This is a genomic window from candidate division WOR-3 bacterium (assembly GCA_039804025.1).
Lineage (GTDB): Bacteria > Hydrothermota > Hydrothermia > Hydrothermales > JAJRUZ01 > JBCNVI01.
In genome coordinates this window covers 25,376-44,713 of record JBDRZP010000012.1, presented here as the reverse complement: position 1 = coordinate 44,713, position 19,338 = coordinate 25,376, and the positions used below count along the sequence as shown (strand labels likewise).

Annotated in this window: 14 protein-coding genes; 8 read left to right on the top strand and 6 right to left on the bottom strand. The window is 29.8% G+C overall.

Annotated elements, in window-relative coordinates; translation table 11 throughout:
* The first annotated feature begins 1 nt into the window (after position 1).
* The 4 genes from ABIN73_05655 (at position 2) to ABIN73_05640 (ending at position 4,492) form a co-directional block, all read left to right on the top strand.
* Positions 2-277, top strand: a complete 276-nt coding sequence (locus ABIN73_05655) for a hypothetical protein (GenBank protein MEO0269207.1) — start codon at positions 2-4, stop codon at positions 275-277.
* A gap of 10 nt (positions 278-287) precedes the next feature.
* Positions 288-1,028: a hypothetical protein gene (locus ABIN73_05650; protein MEO0269206.1), complete on the top strand. Its 741-nt coding sequence runs from the start codon at positions 288-290 to the stop codon at positions 1,026-1,028.
* 102 nt (positions 1,029-1,130) lie between these two features.
* On the top strand, positions 1,131-2,147 hold the full coding sequence (locus tag ABIN73_05645) for a hypothetical protein (protein MEO0269205.1): 1,017 nt from the start codon (positions 1,131-1,133) through the stop codon (positions 2,145-2,147).
* 2 nt (positions 2,148-2,149) lie between these two features.
* Complete coding sequence (locus tag ABIN73_05640) at positions 2,150-4,492, top strand: OmpA family protein (protein ID MEO0269204.1); 2,343 nt, start codon at positions 2,150-2,152, stop codon at positions 4,490-4,492.
* 6 nt (positions 4,493-4,498) lie between these two features.
* Here the strand turns inward: ABIN73_05640 and ABIN73_05635 are convergent, their stop codons facing one another.
* From ABIN73_05635 to tsaD, 6 genes are all read right to left on the bottom strand, one after another.
* Complete coding sequence (locus tag ABIN73_05635; protein ID MEO0269203.1) at positions 4,499-7,462, bottom strand: AAA family ATPase; 2,964 nt, start codon at positions 7,460-7,462, stop codon at positions 4,499-4,501.
* Positions 7,449-10,088 (bottom strand): hypothetical protein, encoded by a 2,640-nt coding sequence (locus tag ABIN73_05630; protein ID MEO0269202.1) that lies wholly within the window; start codon positions 10,086-10,088, stop codon positions 7,449-7,451. Before ABIN73_05630 ends, ABIN73_05635 begins: the two co-directional genes overlap by 14 nt.
* The gene (locus ABIN73_05625; protein ID MEO0269201.1) at positions 10,075-10,695 is read right to left on the bottom strand and encodes a hypothetical protein; all 621 of its coding nucleotides are present in this window, start codon (positions 10,693-10,695) and stop codon (positions 10,075-10,077) included. Before ABIN73_05625 ends, ABIN73_05630 begins: the two co-directional genes overlap by 14 nt.
* A gap of 128 nt (positions 10,696-10,823) precedes the next feature.
* Positions 10,824-12,707: a cytochrome c-type biogenesis CcmF C-terminal domain-containing protein gene (locus tag ABIN73_05620; protein MEO0269200.1), complete on the bottom strand. Its 1,884-nt coding sequence runs from the start codon at positions 12,705-12,707 to the stop codon at positions 10,824-10,826.
* Positions 12,708-12,748: 41 nt separating this feature from the next.
* Positions 12,749-13,714: a thioredoxin-disulfide reductase gene (gene trxB, locus ABIN73_05615; GenBank protein MEO0269199.1), complete on the bottom strand. Its 966-nt coding sequence runs from the start codon at positions 13,712-13,714 to the stop codon at positions 12,749-12,751.
* Positions 13,715-13,716: 2 nt separating this feature from the next.
* Entirely contained in the window at positions 13,717-14,712 is a 996-nt protein-coding gene (tsaD, locus tag ABIN73_05610; protein MEO0269198.1) for a tRNA (adenosine(37)-N6)-threonylcarbamoyltransferase complex transferase subunit TsaD, read from the bottom strand.
* Between the two features lie 576 nt (positions 14,713-15,288).
* Between tsaD and ABIN73_05605 the strand changes: the two genes are divergently transcribed.
* Genes ABIN73_05605 through ABIN73_05590 form a run of 4 tightly spaced genes read left to right on the top strand, consistent with a single transcriptional unit; the run spans position 15,289 to position 19,269 of the window.
* Positions 15,289-16,248, top strand: coding sequence for an AAA family ATPase (locus tag ABIN73_05605; GenBank protein ID MEO0269197.1), 960 nt, complete (start codon positions 15,289-15,291; stop codon positions 16,246-16,248).
* A gap of 1 nt (position 16,249) precedes the next feature.
* Entirely contained in the window at positions 16,250-16,537 is a 288-nt protein-coding gene (locus tag ABIN73_05600; GenBank protein MEO0269196.1) for a DUF721 domain-containing protein, read from the top strand.
* A 1-nt stretch (position 16,538) separates the two neighbouring features.
* A complete protein-coding gene (gyrB, locus tag ABIN73_05595) occupies positions 16,539-18,440 on the top strand; it encodes a DNA topoisomerase (ATP-hydrolyzing) subunit B (GenBank protein MEO0269195.1) in 1,902 nt (633 codons plus the stop codon).
* 49 nt (positions 18,441-18,489) lie between these two features.
* Entirely contained in the window at positions 18,490-19,269 is a 780-nt protein-coding gene (locus ABIN73_05590) for a DUF3782 domain-containing protein (protein MEO0269194.1), read from the top strand.
* The last annotated feature ends 69 nt before the right edge of the window (positions 19,270-19,338 follow it).

The window sequence follows — 19,338 nt, the reverse complement described above, 5'->3', positions numbered from 1 at the left end:
AATGAAGAAGCTCTTATACATACTACCAATAGCAGGACTTTTATTTATGTCCTGCCAGGTCCCTGAAAATATAAAGGCACTACCTGATAAGGTGAGTGCTCTGGAAACAAAAGTTCAGGAACTGGAGAGTAAAGTTTCTGATCTTGAATCAAGAGTTAATGAATTAAAGACAATGGTAGAAGAGTTAAAACAGGAAAAAGGGTCAAAAGAAACAAAACCTCAAACTGGGACAAAAGGTGAAGCTAAACCAAAGCTCCCACCGGTAAGGAAAAAATAAGGAGGTAAAAATGAAGAAGATTTTAATTCTTTCAGGGTTATTCATTGCCATAATATATTTTGCTGCCTGTGGAGGTGATGAGGAAATTGCTACTCCAAATGCAAGAATAACACAGATTCTAAATCAGGGTGAAGGATTAAGATTTGAATGGGATCCAGTTGATGGTGCTGATGGATATAGAGTCTATGTAGATGGAACACAACAGTATCAGGGAACAAATACATATTTTGAATGGACAAATCCTGCTAAAATAATAGAAATAGTTGCTTATGCGGGTGATAAAGAGTCAACACCTAAGAGATTTGATTTTACTCCTGTTATAACTTCAAATCTTGTTGTTTACGATGCTACAGATCCTGATACCAACCATCCAAGTTATGTTGTATTTACAAACGGCACAGCAAGTGCTGTTAATGCTTCTCAGAAAGGAGAAGCCTGGATGTTTTTCATTGCCGATAGCTTAAGTAGTAATTATCACAATAATTCCAATGTAGATGCTGCTTTTGCTGAAATTTCAGGAACTTTTGATGCTGCAAATCTTGCCCCAACAGAAGGAAATTATCTTACACGCCAACCTGCAGTAGCAGGTTCAGCCTACTACATTTGGTTTGAATTTTCTCCAATTGATGGCAATATAGGAGCCAATGACTACTTTGCTAAGATTAAAATAAATTCAATATCCGGTACCCAGTATAATGTTACAATTGCTTTCCAGAAGTATCCAGGTCTTCGCTGGTTAAAAACACAGTAAATTAGTTTTAATTTTATTTTTGAGGTAGACCCCCTCCTTATGAGGGGGTTTTTTTATTTTAAATAAGTGAAAAATTATTTTTGTTTTTCTTAACATTAAATTATGAAAAAATTATTTTTAATTATTTTTTTATTTTTTTATGCTTGTATAAAATCACCCCATGAGGTGGGTTGGTTTCTAACTCTCAGAATACCTGGAAAATTGAAAAAAACAACTGTTTTTGATGAGGTTTCTAAAAGTGATAAATATAGAGTTATTGCTGATTCAGTTTTTAATATACAGAAAATTATTCACCCAAATCTTAACAATTATTCAGGTTTTGAAGTATTGGCAAGAGACACTTTAAGAAGGTTTATGCCCAAGATTATAGATACAACAAATAGTGAATTTGGTTCGCTTTTATTTCTTATATATGCAGGAACAAAATATAAAGGTAATGTTTTAAATTCACCCTGCACTCTCAAAACTAAAATTTTAGCCTATAGCTGGAATGATATCTCAGACACTTTTGAACTTTTTAGAAAAGATAGTGTAAAACAAGAAATATCAGGTAATTTCAATATAATTCACAGATTGCCTTTTAATGATTTTCCAGCCGGTCCTCATCGTTTTGTTATCATACCACAGATTTTAAAAGGAACCGCAAATTTTGATACAGTAGAAACTTTCAAAGAGGCTCTTTTTGGTGCAAGAATTCTTGGTGATAATGTTGTAACATTTACTGATACAATTAAAAATACCAATAAAGATGTAAGAGATTTAGCAAAAGAAAACAGAATTCAAAGAATTTTCCTTCATGCAGATGTTACTCATTCTTTACCGGTAAAATTTTATTTATCCATTCAAGTTTTTACAGAAAACAGCGACACATTTATGCCTGTTAATAATTTGCTTTTCAGGGCTTCCCCTAAAAATATAGATGGTGTATCTATTGATAGCACAAAGTTTTCATTTGAAATTGATATCCCAAAGGAAGTTATAGATCTTGCCAGGGATTCACTTATTTTTTACAAAGCATTTGCTATTGTGGACAGTCAGGGAAATGCCTATATAAAGCCTCTTGACTTTTTAAAATTAAAGGGTTATCTTGGAATTACAGTATATACATTGGAGAGATAATTATGATTAAATTATTACTGATTTTTTATCCTCTTTATAATACTTTAGGGGAGAATATCCCTGTGAGTTACCCCTTTGGAAGTCAGAGCATCTTTTTCAACCCTGCTATAATTGGTTCAGAATTTAACCCTTCTTATACTCTTTCACTTCTTGGAACAAACCTTGCCCTTACTAATAACGTATTATCAATATCCCTATATAATGATATAATGTCTGCTAACGGTGATTCACTAAATAGGGAGTTAAAGGATAAAATTTTAAAATACTCAGGTAATGCATGGAAATTGAACCACCTTTCCTATTTTTCTCCTTTTTCATTTTCAATAGGAAGGTTTGCTATGGGGTTTAGATTAATTCAAGGGTCTTTTATGATGATTCCTGAACCGTGGTTAAGACTATTATTATATGGAAATGAACTTAATAAAGTTTATGAAGCGAATAAGAATAATACAGCACTTCAGGTTCTTAATCTTTTTGAAATAAAAACGGGTTTTGGAAACGGTATTTTTCTTGATCCCGGTGAAAAATTGAGATTACTTTATGGGCTTTCTTTTTCTTTCTATATTTCAGGACCCTATCTTGAATTAAGTGATATTAATGTTAAATTAAATTCCTCAAGTGATGCATTAACAGGAAATGATTTTTTAAGTATAAGGGCAGATACAAACTTTTTTAACTTTGGATATTCAATGGATCTTGGTTTTGGTTTTGAATATAAAAAACTTTTTAATTTTTCTTTTGGATTTTCCAATATAATATCAAATTTAAATTTTTCAAAAGGCGTAATTTACAATCACAGGGGAAATCTTGATTCCCTCTATATAGGTGAAGGAATAGATTTAGACACAATTGCAACCGATGATGTGGACACAATACCCGGAGCTTTCAGTGTAAAATTACCCTTGATTTTAAAATTTTCAAGTTTTTACAGGCATCCAGAGGATAAATACAGATTGTTTTTTGCCTATGAACAGGGTTTTAAAAACACAGCCCTTTCTACAAAAACACCGAGAATTTCTTTTGGAGGTGAGTATTTTGTTCATCCAAGAATACCTTTAAGAGCAGGATTTACTTTTGGAGGTTATGAAGCTTTTGGGTTTTCCCTTGGATTTGGTATAATAAGCAGGGATATTTCATCAATAAATATAGGTATCTCACAGCACAGAGGAATTTTTACAGGGAGTAGGGGGATTTCTTTTTCATTTTTAACTGAATTTCATTCACCCTTTAAAGGAAAATTTAAATTCAAAATTATTGATTCTCTTACAAATAAGCCTATAGCAAATGTTATTTTAAAATTAATTGATACAAAAGATAAAAAAGTTTTTGAGGGTTTAAGTAATGCTGAAGGTGAAATAAGTGGTGAAATTAAAGGTGGCAGATATAAATATGAGGTTGAAGCAGAGGATTACTATACAAAATCAGGACTCTTTGAAATAAAATCAGGAGAAAAAAAAGAAGAAAAGATTCTTTTAAAAACAAAATTTGGAATGTTAACGCTTTATGTTAAGGATAAAGATAATGAAGAGCCTTTAAGTGATGTGGATGTTACTATTCAATATAAAGAAAAAATTACAAAGTTAAAAACAGATAGAACAGGAACTCTAAAATTTAAACTGGAAAAAGGAGAATATACATTCAGGTTTGAACACCCTGATTATGTTCTCAAAAGTGAAAGAATTTCCATAGAACCGGGAACAGTGAAAGAGGTAGATGTTTTCCTTTCAACAAAATGGGGAATTGTTAAGGGTAAGGTTTTTAATGCTCAAACAATGGAAACTCTTTCAGGTGATATAGAAATTTACCCTGAAAATAAAGATAGTTTAATTCAAAAAATTGTATCTAAATCTGATGGAACTTATGAGGTAAAACTCCTTGAAGGTATTTATCTATTTAAAGTAAAAGTTCCCAATTATATACCACAGGCAGCTTATGTTCAGGTTAAAGGTGGAGCTGTTTTAATAAAAGATTTTCCTATGTTAAAGGAAAAAATGGTATTTACCTTTAGAAATATATATTTTGATTTTAATAAAGCAACAATTAGACCCGAATCTTATCCAATACTTGATTCAATTTCTATAATGCTTAAGGATAATCCTACAATAATTGTTGAAATAGGTGGTCATACTGATGAAAGGGGTTCAAATGCATACAATAAAAAATTAAGTCAGGCAAGAGCTGATGCTGTCAGGATTTACTTTATTGAGAGACATAGGATAGATCCATCAAGATTAATAGCAATTGGTTACGGAGAAGATAGACCTGTTATAAGAAATGCAAAAACTGAAGATGAACACCAGATGAATAGAAGGGTTGAATTTAAAATACTGGGAGAAAAGAAATAATTTAAATTACTCTTTTAAAATTTTTTCAGGGTTAAAGAAGGAGTTTTCTTCAAATCCAGTCCGATAAATATCACTTTTGATTCTATTTTTCAAGTCTTCAAATATATATATATAATTTTTAAGAAGAAACCTCACCGCATCGTATCTTTCAATTTTTTTACATATCTTTAAAAGTTCTCTTAATATGATAATATGTAATATTGGTATAGGGTATTTAAAAATTTCTTCAAATAGAAATTTCAAATCCTCACTTAATTTTGTGCTTTCCTTAATTTTCTTAATTGCTTTAATGTAAAGCTTCTGGTAAAAGGGGAAATTTGGATTTTCTTCTATTTCTTCTATATCTATTTTTTTAAAAAACTCTTCATTTGTATTAAGAAAAATCGAAAAGAATATATAAGGATCCCTTAGGAATGAAAGATTTAAATCTAAAGTAGTTGCTACATCTCCTTCAAGAAGAGATTTAATATTTTTAAAATAAAAAAGATATGGAAGGTTTTCAAATTTTTGAGAAAAAGATAGTCCTGTTTTAAAAGCAGAATTGAATAAATTCTCATTTTTCAAAAATATCCCCAGGAAAGCTTTTATTTTAAGAACATCAACTAAATTTTCAAAGTTCATTTCCATATAGGAAGATTTCTCAGCATCAAGAATAGTGTTTAAAGAATCTTCAAGATTCCCTGTCCAGAATAAAAGGTCAGAAAGTTTTAATTTAAATTCAGAAAGAAAAACTCCCTTCTTTTTAAGTTCATTACTTGCTCTTCTCATAAAAATAAGCGAATCGAAGAATAGACCTTCTTTCTGGTAAAGAAAAGACCATGTTATATTAACTTTAGCTGAGGTAATTTCATCATTAACTTTTATATCCCTCAAAAATTTTTTTGCAGATTCAAGACTTCCCCTTTCAATATAAGACTTTGAGAGATAAAGATTAATTTCATTCCATTTTTCATCTTTTTCCTCTGTAAGAAGTAGTGCCTTGTGAAAATGTTGAATAGATTTTTCAAAATCTTTAGCAAGAAAAGAATATACTCCTTTCAGGAAAAAGTAATCACCCATATCAAGGGGTTTTACTTTATAGTTTTTTAAAACCTCATCATCTATTTTTTCAAAAATAAAATTCGGTATAAAACCCGTTCCTTCTCTTAAAAGTTTTTTTAAACTCTTTATACCGTATTTCCATGCTTTATCATATTCTCTCGCCTTTAAAGAGTTTATAAAAACAAAGTAAGGGTTCTCTTCAGCCCAGGGACTATCTAAAACAGCATCAACAATTTCTTTATGAATCCTTTCTTTAATTAAATCCGGAAGAGACTCATAAATCACCTCTCTAACAAGTGGATTAACAAATACAATTCTATTATTTTCAATTCTTAAAATATCATTTAAAATAAGTTTGTCTAAATTTTTTTCTATTTTGTGAGAGAAGTATTTTGAAAGAGGAGAATCAAGGTCAAGTTCAGTAACAGCACTTAATATTTCCAATAGATCTCTCTCTCCTTCAGTAAGTTCCTGAATCGGTGAGAGAACAAAACTTATTAAAGAAAGTGGAAGTTCAGGTTTTTCTTTAATATCTTTTTTTCTTATTTTTAAACTTTTCAAATACTGAGTTATAAATAGAGGGATACCTCCGGTTTTGGGGTGAATTTCAAGAATTATCTCTGGACTTACATCAGGAAAGTATTTTAATATTAATTCTTTTGTTTCATCATAATCAAAAGCTCTCAAATTGATTCTATAAACATTTTTAGGGTCTAAAGATGTTGGTAAGACTCTCCCTGTTAAAATAATCAGGGTTTTTTCAATTTTTGATTTTAAAAAGTTTATAAATTCAATGGTAAAAGGGTCAGTTCTATCTATATCATCAAAAAATATAATAAGGTTACCTTTTTTATTGCATATAACTCTTAAAAGATCAAATAAAAGATATTTAAGTTTTTCTCTATTGGGTTTTTCTTCTATTTTCTCAAAAAAATAAGAAAAGCTTTTTAAAAAAGTTTCAAGATATCTTTTTATAAATTTAAATTCCTCTTTATTTAAGGAATTCTCAATAAATAACCTGAAAGGGTAGAGCGGTTCGTTAGAATATATCTCACTTCCTTTAAGTTTTATAATAAAACCTTTATCTTTTAATTTTTTTAGATAATTTTCTGCAAGAAATGTTTTTCCAATTCCTGCTTCACCTGTTATTATTACACTTTTAGTTTCTCCCTTTTCCCATTCACCTATAATTGCTTCTAATCTTTCCTTAACATCACTTCTTTCTATATAGGGAACTCGGAATTCCTCATAAATAATTTCTTTTCTTTCGGAAATTAAAGCATAAACATCAATTCTATCAAATTTTCCTTTTAACTTGATTTTTCCCATATGTTCAAATTCATAAAAATTCATAGCAGTTTCGTATATATCAACACAAACATATTTTCTATTATTAAATAGAGTAGAAAGTCTTGCAGAGGTATTCACACAATCACCAAGAGCTGTTATAGACATGCTATTTCCTGATTCAATTTCTCCAAAGAATGCCCATCCAGAACATATTCCTATACCATACTCACATAAATCGGAAAAATTTTTTTTAATTAACTCTTCAACTTTAAAAGAAAAATCAAGAACTTTAAAAATAAGGTCTCTTTCAAATTCATTATAACCAAATATAACAAGTCCGCCTTCAAAATGATTGAATTTCTCAAAAAAACCATCATAATTAACACATAGTTCATCAATTTTTTTTAAAAAATAGTGGAACTTAGAAATTAAAAGAGCATTTATTTTGGTTTTCCATTTTAGACTCAGAAAGAAAGAAATAACATATTTTTTTCTAAGAGAAATTGCAATCTTTGCTTCATCAGGAACAATAACTTTTACATCTTTTACTTTTAAACCACAATATGTGCAAAAGTTATAGATATCTCTAACATAAGATTTACATCTCTTACATTGAATTCTATTTTCAGTTTCTATCACTTTCAAATCTCCTTAATCCCATAGTTGCTGCCAGTTTTACAGAAGAATCAGGGTCCTTAATAAGTTCCTCTAAATAACTTTTGATTTTTTCTGTTTTATATTTTGATAAAACTCTTACTAATTCTGTTCTTATTCCAGAAGGATATTTAGGTTTCTTTAAAAATGTTTTTTCAAATAAAATCTTTTCTATAAAAGGATATACCTTTTCAGGTGAATGTTTCATTACAAAATTAAAAGCAGGAATTACAAGTTCGTTAAAATCTTCTTTTTCAATTGCTTCTTTAATAAACTTAGAGATTACATCCACACTTTTTTCAGTCCCTATTTTTAAAAGTGTTCTTATACATTCTATTTTGACTTCCTTTCCAGGATATTCAATGTAAACCTCAATAATATCATCCTCAACTTTTGGATTATTAATTTTTGATAAAGCTCTGAGCACCTCTAATCTTACTATATCCTGACCGGTTTTTAAAAATTTTACTAAAAGAGGTAAACCTTCTTCATCTTTACTTTCCCCGAGTATAAACACTATATCTCTTTGTGTTTTCCAGTTTTCTTCTTCAAGAGCTTCATAAAATTCCTTCCTATAATCTGGTGGAAAAGCTGCAAGAATTTTAGCTATTCTTCTTCTGATATTTATATTCTCAATTTCTGGAAAAATCTCTTTAAGCGCATTAAATCCTTCCTTACCTGAAGAAAGAAGTGCCTCTTTCACTTCTATTTCTGTATCTTCATCCCATAGAGCTGTTAGAAGCATCCTTAAGGCAAATTGAGTACCTACTTTTCCAAGTGCTCTTATTGCCATTTTTTTCTTTGATTCTGAATCAAGTAAATCTCTAAAAGTTTTCTGTATATCTTCAACAATAAAATCTTTCCCCTTTATCTTTGCAATTTCTACAATTTTTTCAAGACCATCAATATATGAAAAGATAACAGCTGGATGTTCCTCTTCTTGTATTTTTGATTTTATAAGATTTATTAATTTTTCAAGTGGTCCAAATTTATCTGACTTTATAAAGGAAACTGCCAAAGCAGCAATAGCACTAACAGCTGAACTTCTTTCATTTTCGTCTCCTTTGTTCAGTTTTTCTAAGAGTGGTTCGAGGACAAGATCCATTTCAGAGGCACCAATTCCCTCTTCAAGTTCCTTTTCCATAAATTTCAATTTCTTTTCACCTGTTATAACAAGCCTTTTTTCCCTCGTCACTCTTTCGAGCATTTCGAGTTCTTTATCCTGATAAGAAATATCACCCTTTGTGAAGACTTTCCTTTTTTGAAGAATATCTTTAATTGTGTCTGGAACATCCGTATCTCCTTCTTTTATACCAGATAAAAGAGAAATAAGTTCTTCATCCTTCATTTCCTCAAGAACTTTTCTTATTGATTGGGCAATTTCCCTGTGTTTTTCTGATTCTTGAAGGAACCTTCTTTTTAAAGAAGGAGATAAAATTTTAAGAATCTGCGAAACAATAAGTGAGAGGCCCGAAAAACCTTCTTCTCCATATTTTTCAAGTAAATAATAGGCAACTATTTTTAAAGCAGAAACAACACTTAAAATTTTAGAACTCTCAAAATCCTCTTTAAGATCAATTCCAACCATTTTTAAAAAGATTTCTCTTATTTCCTTTTCTTTTTCTTCATCCTTTAATTCCTCAATTTTATTAAAAATTTTATCAATTTTTTCTTCAATTTCAGAACCAGCCCGAACTTCTTCATAAATATGAGGTGAAATAGTTCCTTCATAAGTTTTCTCTTTTTTTACATAACTTACACCTTCTTCCTCACGGGGAATTAAAAAACTCGGAATTTTATTCAAAATTTCTTTCCTTTTATCTTCAGGGACAAATGATAAAATATCACTTCTTTTTTCCCTTGGTATTTCAGAAAGAATAAGTAAAAAATCACTTTCATCCATAGAAGCCATTATCTCTCTGATTTTATTTTTGATTTCTTCATCTTTCAAAAATTCAGAAAGGAGATTTTCACCCCCTTCCATCATTATTGAAGAAAAAACCTTTGATAATTGTAGAGGATTTATTTTTTTTGCATTTTTAACAAGAGTTTTAGTCTTAGTAAGAATATCTTCACCTGGTATTGAGTTAATAAAATGAAGAGGGTCATCAGTATTTTCTATTTCTCTCAAAACCGAATCAAGATCAAACTTTATTTCCTTCTCAGTGGTGGATGAAGTTAAAGCAAATTTAACTTCATTGAATCTTATTTTTTCAATATTTTTTTGAAGCAGAAATTCTGTTGGATCCTGTGTTTCTAAAAATTTTTTTGCCGGAAGAGTAAAAACTTCAAAAAATCCTTTTACATCTTCTTGGGTAACATCTCTATCAATTGAGATACTTTCAATTTTATATTTTGACAGTTGTTTTGAGAGAGATTGGATTGCAGGAATTTTACTTATATCCATTCTTGTGTCCTCAAATAGAATTATATTTTCAAAGAAATAAATTGATATTGTTCTGTATTTGGTTGGAAATTTTTTTATAACCTCTAAAAACTGTTCTGCTAATCTCGTAAAAGCAGGGTGTCCGGGTGGATACATTTTTGAATAATTTAAACCTACCCCCATTTGTTTTAAAAGTTCTACTAATAAATTTTCAATTTGCTCCATGTAAGACTACCTCCCTTAAAATATAAAAAGTAAAATTATCAAAGCTTCTTTTTTCAAGCATATCTCCTTCAAAAATTTTCTCTGGTTCTCCTATTAAACCGATTTCTCCTTCTTTTACAATTGTTTTTAAATCATTAATTTTATCAATAAAATCAGAAATAAGTATTAAATATGCCTTTTCTCCTGTTTTAACTGGAAAAACTATTGTGTTACCATATCCACCAAACATACGTATTCTGAAATTTACTTTCAAAAGTTTTGAGTTAAAAAAATCCTTTATATCTTTTAAAAAGCTAAAAAATTCAGCTTTTTCAAATTTTTTTACAAGTCCCCATAAAATTTCAATCTCGTCACCTATATATTGGTTAACATATCCTCCATTTTTTTCTGCTATATTTCTTAAATTGGAAAATAAAAGGGAAAGATTTATTTTTAAGTCAAAAAGTTCTATTTTTTCTGTTAGATGAGTAAATCCTATTATATCCATTCTAAAAACCAGAAGTTCCTTTTCTGTAAAATCTTTACTTATGAAAAAACCACAATTTTGACAAAAAAATCCCTTTCTATCAATTTCTGAACCGCATCTTAAACACACCTCATAGTGCATTAATTAAAATTTTAAAGTTTTTTACAAAAAAAATCAATTATAAAATTTTTATCTTTTTCTAAATAAAGGCTCAAAAACAAAATAAAAGATTATAAAAATAAAAAAGGTTATGTAAAAAATTTTTATCATTATTTTTTCCTTTTTGTTATAATTACAAAAACACCACCTATGAATAATAAAAATGTTCCAAACCAAACGAGCTGTATAAGCGGATTATAAAAAACTTGAATATAGACAGTCTCATCTTCTTCCCATCCCTGAATAACTGCATAAATATCTCCATTTAAAAGTGGCAATACATCCATCTCAGCTGATGGTTGTTCCCAGTTATGATAAAACCTTAAAGCAGGTGAAAGTTTTCCTTTTATTCTTCCAGAGTTTTTAACTAAAAAATCTCCTCTAACTTCATCATAATTCTGTCCCGAAGCCATTGATAATTCAATATACTCAATTTCAAAATTTTTAAAATTAACCCTTTCTCCTTTTTTAACTACAAATTCTTTTTCTTCTTTAAATCCATAAGAAGAAATAATACCAATTGCTGAAAGAACAATACCAAAATGAATAAAAAAAGAGCCAGTCTTTCTTACAAAATATTCATTTAATTTTAATCCTCCAATTTTAATATCATGTATATAACGGTAAATATTTGAAACTAAGGCAAAGGCTGAGACTCCGTATCCAAGAAAGGCTCCTGGATGTTTTGATATTTTTATAAATACAAAAAATGAAACTAAAAGGAAAGCTAAAAAGGAAATTAAAAAGAAAAATTTTGAAGAATTTTTGTATGTAAAGGGATAAATAGCTAAAAGTATAAGAATTATGATGAAAAATGGACCTGTAGCCCTTACAAAAAATAGAGGAGTAACTTCCATCTTTTGACCGAGAATTAAGCCTGTAATAATTGGATAAAAGGTTCCAATAAGGGTTATTATGGTTATAGCAATAAGGGAAAAAAGTAAAATTAAAATCAAACCTTCGAGCCCAAAAATGCTGAATTTTTCTCCTTCATCTTTTAATTTTCCTCTATATTTAAATAAAGCAAAAAATAGAAAGAATAAATTCAAAAGAACAAAAGAACCAAAATATGGTCCAAGTTCACTTTCTGCAAAAGCATGGACTGACGAAAGAGCCCCACTTCTTGTAATATAGGTTCCTGTAACAACAAGTATAAAAGTAATTATTATTAAAGAAAGGTTCCATAATTTTAACATTTTTTTTGTTTCCTGAATAAAAAGCGTATGGACAAAGGCAGTTGCAGTAAGCCATGGTAGAAAAGATGCGTTTTCAACCGGGTCCCATGCCCAGTATCCACCCCATCCAAGTTCAACATATGCCCATCTTCCTCCAAGAACAATACCTATGGATAAAAAGAGCCAAGATATAAGAGTCCATTTTCTTATTTCCAAAGAAAAGTCTTTTCTTTCACCTTTGAGAAAAACTGCTATTGCATAACTTAAAGGAATGGTAAAACCAACAAATCCAAAATATATGGCAACAGGATGAATAAGCATCCATATATTCTGGAGCAGAGGATTTAAACCTCTTCCATCTGGAGGAGTAAAAGGAAGTGTTCTAAATGGATTTGTTAAAAAGAAAGTTATAAATGTGAAGAAAAGAATGACAATTGAAATAACAGTGTAAGAAATTAATCTATGTAAGTTTTCTGATTTTGCTGAAAAGATATAAATCAAAAAATAAATTGAAAGTATTAAAACCCAGAAAAGCATTGAACCATCCATTCCAGCCCAGAAAGCAGAAAATTTGTAGATAAAAGGTAGATTTTTTGAAGTGTAATTCGCCACGTATGTTACCCTGAAATCTGAAATTAAAAGAAGATACCATAGACAAAGGGAAGATAAAATTATAAAGGAAGAACCTAAAAAAATAGCCCTTTTACCTGATTCATAAAAAAGCAAATCCTTTCTTTTTATTCCGGTTATAAATAAAATAACTGCTAAAAGAAAGGATAAAAAGGATCCAAATAAAGAAGAATATCCAAGTTCAATCATATAAAATTATAATATATTTTAAATTAAAATTCAATTTAAAATTAGAAATTTTCATTTATATAAGTTTCAGCCATCATTGCTGCAATTGCTCCATCTGAAGCTGCTGTAATTGCTTGTCTCAGAGTCGTATTCCTTACATCTCCAGCTGCATAAATTCCTGGAATAGAAGTTTCCATTTTCTCATTTGTAATCACAGCTTTTCTTTCATCAAGGGGGGTTAAGCCTTCAAGAATTTCAGAATTTGGCAAAAGTCCAATGAATATAAAAACAGCAGAAACAGGCATTTCCCATACTTCTCCGGTTATTACATTTTTTAAAACAACACCCTCAACTTTTTTTTCTCCTTTTATTTCTTCAACAACAGTATTAAGAATGAATTCAATTTTAGGATTATTTTTAGCCCTTTCAATATAAATCTTTTGTGCTCTGAATTTATCTCTTCTATGGACAATATAAACTTTTTTAGCAAATCTTGTTAAATAGATACCTTCTGTTACAGCAGAATCTCCTCCTCCGACTACAACAATCTCTTTATCTTTAAAAAACGGACCATCACATACAGCACAATTTGAAACACCTCTTCCCATAAGTTCTAATTCACCTTTTACACCGAGTCTTTTATGATGTGCTCCTGTTGCTACGATTATGGCCTTTGTTATCCATTCGCCTCTATCAGTGATAACTTTTTTATAACCTTTATCAAGTAATTCAATTTTATTAGCTTTTTCTATAAGTATTTTTGCTCCGAAATTTTCAGCATGTTTTCTCATTAAATTTATAAGTTCGCTTGCATTAATTCCATCTGGAAAACCTGGATAATCTTCTATCCATTCGGTAAGGGAAAGTTGCCCTCCGATTGTTTCCTTTTCAAGAATTATTGTTTTAAGGTTAGCTCTTGCTGCGTATAAACCAGCTGAAAGCCCAGCAGGACCTGCTCCGAGAATAATTATGTCAGCCTCTCTATCTTTTATTTGTTCAGAAACTTCACCAAATTTTATTTCAAGCATTTTTACCCTCCTTTTGTTTGAAAAGGATATTTTGTATAAACATCATAAAATTCCAAAGTATTTTTTTTGTTATTATGAAGATAATAACTTCTAATCCCAACCATTACAGCATTATCCCCGCAGTATTCTATAGGAGGAAACAAAACTTTATCAAAATTTTCATAGAACAACTCTCTTAATCTCTCATTTGCTGCTACACCTCCTACAACTGAAATTGTTAAATTTTTTAAATTAAGAACATGTATAGCTTCTTTGACTTTTTCCAGTATATGCTGAAACACAGTTTCCTGGAAAGAGGCTGCAATATGGGATTTTAAATTTTCAAATTCCTCAGGATTTAGCTTTTCAATATACCTTATTAATGCAGTTTTTAAACCACTGAAGCTGAAAGTAAAAGGTTTAGTTTGTGGAAGAGGAAATTTAACAAAATTTTTATCACCTTTTTTAGCAAGTTCAGAAAGTCTCTTTGCTCCTGGATATTTAAAACCAAAAAGCCTTGCAGCCTTATCAAGACATTCACCTCCTGCATCATCAAGTGTTCCACCAAGATATTTTATTTCATTTATGCCTTCAAGGAGAAATAGTTCTGTATGTCCTCCTGAAACAAGGAGAGAAAGTATTGGAAAATCAGGATCTCTATCGATAAATACTGAAAAAAGATGTGCTTCAAGGTGATCTATTCCGTAAAAGGGAACTTGTAAAGAAGAAGCCAGGGATTTACCAAACACATAACCCACAAGGAGAGAACCTATAAGACCTGGTCCCTGAGTTGCTGAAACTAAATTTATATCTTTTATATCAATCTTAGCAATTTCAATTGCAAGTTTAAGTGATGGGACAATTATTTCCATATGAGTTCTTGAAGAAAATTCAGGCATTACACCCCCAAACTCAATTCCTGAAATATGAGAGGATAGAATATGGGATTTTACTTTTTTATTTTGTAAAATAGCAACCGAAGTTTCATCACAGGAGGTTTCAAAGGAAAGAATAAACATTTTTATATATAAAAGTAAAAATTTTAAAAATCAATATTTAAAATTCCACTGATGAAAAATTTTAAAGAAATATTAGATAATGGGAAAAGGTAAAAATTCGCAGGCTAAAGCCTGCGCCTACCAATTTTTTAAATTTTTTAACATTTATTACCATATTCTATAATTTTATGGTAACCGTACCCTTTAGGGTGCGTTATATTCCTACCAATTTTTTAAATTTTTTAAACATTTATTACCATAATTTTATTGTAGCCGCAACCTTTAGGTTGCGCTATATTTCGCTACCAATTTTTTAAAATCTTTAGATGGAAAGCTACACCTTTTAAGGTATAAAGTAACAAGTTTTTTAGAATATTGTTTCTATTATCCCTCATATTATCTTCACCCTTAATTTTCCAAAAAACAAAGGTTCTATAATTTTATGGTGCGCAAAATACACTATACAAGAATATTTTGTAGGAGGCACTTCTTTTAATTTTATTGAGCCGGAAAAATTCAATATTGTTATGGTATTCTTATGGAATTCTACACTGAATTTGAAAATCAATATTTTTTAGCTTATAATTTTTAAAATGCATGTTAATAAACTATCTATTTTTGCAAAATTTCAGAAAATTTGAAAAGAAAGAATTTTTCTTTAAAGAAGGAGTAAACCTTATTACAGGACCAAATGGAGCAGGGAAAACAACAATTCTTGAAGCAATACACCTTCTCAGCTATCCGAGAAACTTGAAAGGAGCAAGTAATTCTGAAATTATTAAAAAAGGTAAAGAATTTTCCCTAATTTTCTGTAAAGGAAATTCCAAAAATGGAAAATACGAAATAAAACTTGAGATAGAAAAGGATAAAAAAAATCTTTACTTTAATAATAAAAAAGTTCCATCCTATTCCTATGTTTTTAAAAAATTACCCACTATTTTTTTTCATTCAAAAAAAGAAATAATATTCTGGAATAAAAGCGAACTTTTCAGAGAAATAAATTACCTTTTCTCCCTTTTGGATAATGAATATTTTAAAATCTTACTTAATTACAACAGGATTCTTGAACAAAGAAATAAATATCTTAAAAATATTAAAGAAAATATAGACCCTTTTAAGAAATTGCTTCAAGATAATGGAAAAATATTGCAGAGTAAACGTATAATATATATTAAAAAAATAGAGGAAGTTATGAAAAACTATTTAAATGTTTTTATAAATTATGAACCTTCGGTTTTGGAGTATGATTTTGAAAAGGAGAAAGAAAAAGGTTTTACTCTTTTTGGTATTTCAAGGGATAAAATTACTTTTTTAAAAGATGGTTTTGAATTAAAAACGCAGTGTTCGGAGGGTGAAAAAAGGATTTTTTTATTTTATTTTTATATTGCTATTGCTGAAATGATGAAAGAAAGTGGAAATTTACCCTTACTTTTATTAGATGACCCTTTTTCAATTCTTGATTTTAATCTGGTGAAAGATTTTATTGGAAAATGGGAAGGTCAGATTATTATTACATCCCTGAAGGATCTTGATATAAAAAATAAAATAGTTTTGTAAAATGGAAAATTTAAGCAATATTCTTTTTGAATTTTTTAGAAAGAAAGGGCTTGAAAAAAGATTTTATGAATATCAGGTTATAAAGGAATGGGAGAAAATTGTAGGGGAGGGTATAGCTTTAAAAGTAAAGGCAGTTAATTGCAAGGATGGAATTCTTTATCTTTTTTCAAGTGATTCAATTATGAGGTCAGAAATATATAATTTAAAGAAGGAGATTATAAAAGAAATAAATAATTTTTTTAAGAGAAAAATTGTAAAAGAAATAAAATTTACAAGGAGGATGGAATAATATGACAGAAAGATACGATGCATCTAAAATACAAATTTTACCAGGTTTAGAAGGTGTTAGAAGAAGACCTGCAATGTATATAGGAGATGTTGGAAAAAGGGGACTTCACCACTTAATTTTTGAAATCCTTGATAATTCAGTTGATGAAGCTCTTGCCGGTTATGCAAAAAATATTGAAGTAATCCTTCATTCTGATGGTTCCTGTTCTGTTAAAGATGATGGAAGAGGAATACCGGTTGATCTCCACCCAACAGAAAAAAAACCAGCAGTTGAGATTGTATTCACCTATCTTCACGCTGGAGGAAAGTTTGATCAGAAAATCTATCAGATTTCAGGTGGTCTTCACGGAGTTGGGGCATCAGTTGTATGTGCCCTTTCAGAATTTCTTGAAGTAAAAGTAAAAAGGGATGGAAAAATTTATTACCAAAAATTTTCGAGAGGAAAAAAAATTACTGAACTCAAAGAAATAGGTAAAACAGAGGAGAGTGGAACAGAGGTGAGATTTAAGCCTGACCCTGAAATTTTTAAAAAAACAGAATTTGAGTTTGAAATTGTTGAAAGAAGATTAAAAGAACTTTCTTTTCTTGTTAAGGGTTTAAGACTTAAAGTTTTTGATGAAAGAGATGGAAGGGAAAGGGAATTTTATGCAGAAGGTGGATTAAAAGACTTTGTAAAATTCCTTGATGAGGCCAGGAAACCAATTCATGAGCCTTTCTGGATGGAAGCAAAAAGGGAAGATATTGAAGTTGAAATAGCTCTTGAATATAACTCAGATTATCAATATGAAAATATTTTAAGTTTTGTCAATACCATCAATACCCATGAAGGTGGAACTCATGTTACTGGTTTTAAGTCAGCTCTTACAAGGGTAATAGTTGATTATATTAAAAAGAACAATTTGCTTAAATCAAACGATATTGAGATTCAGGGAGAAGACACAAGGGAAGGTTTAACTGCCTGTATTCATGTTAAAATGCCAGGACCACAGTTTGAAGGTCAGACAAAGACAAAACTTGGAAACTCAAATGTAAAAGGTATTGTGGAATCAGTATTTTACGACAGGTTTTACAGATTTCTTGAGGAAAATCCTTCTGTTGCTGAGGAAATAGTTAAACTTGTTATAGCAACAGCAAGGGCAAGGGAAGCAGCAAAAAAGGCAAGGGAATTAACAAAAAGAAAATCTCTTTTAGAATCAGTTTCTCTTCCAGGAAAACTTGCTGATTGTTCTATTAAAGACCCTTCAAAGGCAGAGTTATTTGTGGTTGAGGGTGAAAGTGCAGGTGGTTCAGCAAAGCAGGCAAGGGCAAGGGAATTTCAGGCAATTTTGCCTTTAAAGGGTAAAATTTTAAATGTAGAAAAGGCTTCCATAGATAAAATTTTAAAAAATGAAGAGATTAAGACAATTTTTCAGGCAATAGGTATAGGTTTTGATGAAGAAGATTTTAAACCTGAAAGAATAAGGTATCACAGAATAATTATAATGACTGATGCTGATGTTGATGGAAGTCATATAAGGACACTTCTTTTAACTTTATTTTACAGGTATATGAAACCACTTATAGAACTTGGATTTTTGTATATAGCACAGCCTCCCCTCTACAGATTACAGAAAGGAAAAAAGGTTTATTATGCTTATTCAGAGGAAGAAAAGGAGGAAATTTTAAAGAAGATCGGAGGAGAAGATGGGGTAAATATTCAACGTTACAAGGGTCTTGGTGAGATGAATCCAGAGCAGTTATGGGAAACAACAATGGATCCTGAAAGAAGGATTTTAAAAAAGGTAACCCTTGAAGATGCAGCAGAAGCAGATAGATTATTTTCAATTTTAATGGGTGAAAAAACAGAACCCAGAAGGGAATTTATAATGCAAAATGCAAAGAAGGTCCAGAATTTAGACATATAATTACCATCTAATTATTGAAATTTTTACTTTTTCTTTTTATAATTTTATGATGAAAAAAATTTTATCTGAAGAGGAAATAATTAGGATAATTGAGGAGAAATTGCCAGAAATTATAGAGAAATATCCTTCTGTAAGATTAAAAATTGAAGAATTGATTGAAAAAAAAGCTGCCACAAAAGAGGAAATAAAAGAAATACTTCTTGAACTAAAAGCACAAAGAGAAGAAAATAGTAAAAGATTTGAAGAAATTAATAAGAGATTTGAAGAAATTAATAAAAGATTTGAGGAAATTAATAAGAGATTTGAAGAAATTGAAAGAAGATTTGAAGAAATTAATAAGAGATTTGAAGAAATTGATAAAAGATTTGAAGTTCTTACATTAAAAATGGAGAATGGATTTAAGGTTTTGAGAGACACAATCTCAGCTATTGGTTCAAGGTGGGGAGTAGGAGCTGAGGAAGCTTTTAGAAAGGGATTTGAAGAAGTTCTTTCAAAACTTGATTATAAAGTTATAAAATGGAGAAGATTTGACAAAAATTCTGAATTTTTTATATATCCAAGGACAGCTGAAATAGATATATTAATAAAAGATAAAAAGAAAATAGCAATAGAGGTAAAATCATCTCTAACCCTCGGAGATATTGAAAGTTTTGAAAGATCAGTGAGATTTTATGAAAAGGAAGAAAGGGAAAAAATTGATGAAAAGATAATTGTTGCAATTTTTCCTTATCCAGAAACAGAAGAATATGCAAGAAATCTAAATATAAAGTTAATTAAGGGAATTGAAAAAGGAAGAGAATACTTTGAAAACCTTTACTCTTTCATTTAGAGATGTGGAAAAGTGAGCCTTGAAGCACCCATCCCCGTAAAAGCAAGCTGTTTTACTTTTATATTCTAA

Excerpts from the sequence above, each read along its gene's own strand:
- ABIN73_05640 (MEO0269204.1), top strand. The coding sequence starts at position 2,150 with ATGATTAAATTATTACTGATTTTTTATCCTCTTTATAATACTTTAGGG.
- ABIN73_05650 (MEO0269206.1), top strand. The coding sequence starts at position 288 with ATGAAGAAGATTTTAATTCTTTCAGGGTTATTCATTGCCATAATATAT.
- ABIN73_05590 (MEO0269194.1), top strand. The coding sequence starts at position 18,490 with ATGAAAAAAATTTTATCTGAAGAGGAAATAATTAGGATAATTGAGGAG.
- ABIN73_05625 (MEO0269201.1), bottom strand. The coding sequence starts at position 10,695 with ATGCACTATGAGGTGTGTTTAAGATGCGGTTCAGAAATTGATAGAAAG.
- ABIN73_05655 (MEO0269207.1), top strand. The coding sequence starts at position 2 with ATGAAGAAGCTCTTATACATACTACCAATAGCAGGACTTTTATTTATG.
- ABIN73_05620 (MEO0269200.1), bottom strand. The coding sequence starts at position 12,707 with ATGATTGAACTTGGATATTCTTCTTTATTTGGATCCTTTTTATCCTTT.
- gyrB (MEO0269195.1), top strand. The coding sequence starts at position 16,539 with ATGACAGAAAGATACGATGCATCTAAAATACAAATTTTACCAGGTTTA.
- ABIN73_05605 (MEO0269197.1), top strand. The coding sequence starts at position 15,289 with ATGTTAATAAACTATCTATTTTTGCAAAATTTCAGAAAATTTGAAAAG.
- trxB (MEO0269199.1), bottom strand. The coding sequence starts at position 13,714 with ATGCTTGAAATAAAATTTGGTGAAGTTTCTGAACAAATAAAAGATAGA.
- ABIN73_05630 (MEO0269202.1), bottom strand. The coding sequence starts at position 10,088 with ATGGAGCAAATTGAAAATTTATTAGTAGAACTTTTAAAACAAATGGGG.
- ABIN73_05600 (MEO0269196.1), top strand. The coding sequence starts at position 16,250 with ATGGAAAATTTAAGCAATATTCTTTTTGAATTTTTTAGAAAGAAAGGG.
- tsaD (MEO0269198.1), bottom strand. The coding sequence starts at position 14,712 with ATGTTTATTCTTTCCTTTGAAACCTCCTGTGATGAAACTTCGGTTGCT.
- ABIN73_05645 (MEO0269205.1), top strand. The coding sequence starts at position 1,131 with ATGAAAAAATTATTTTTAATTATTTTTTTATTTTTTTATGCTTGTATA.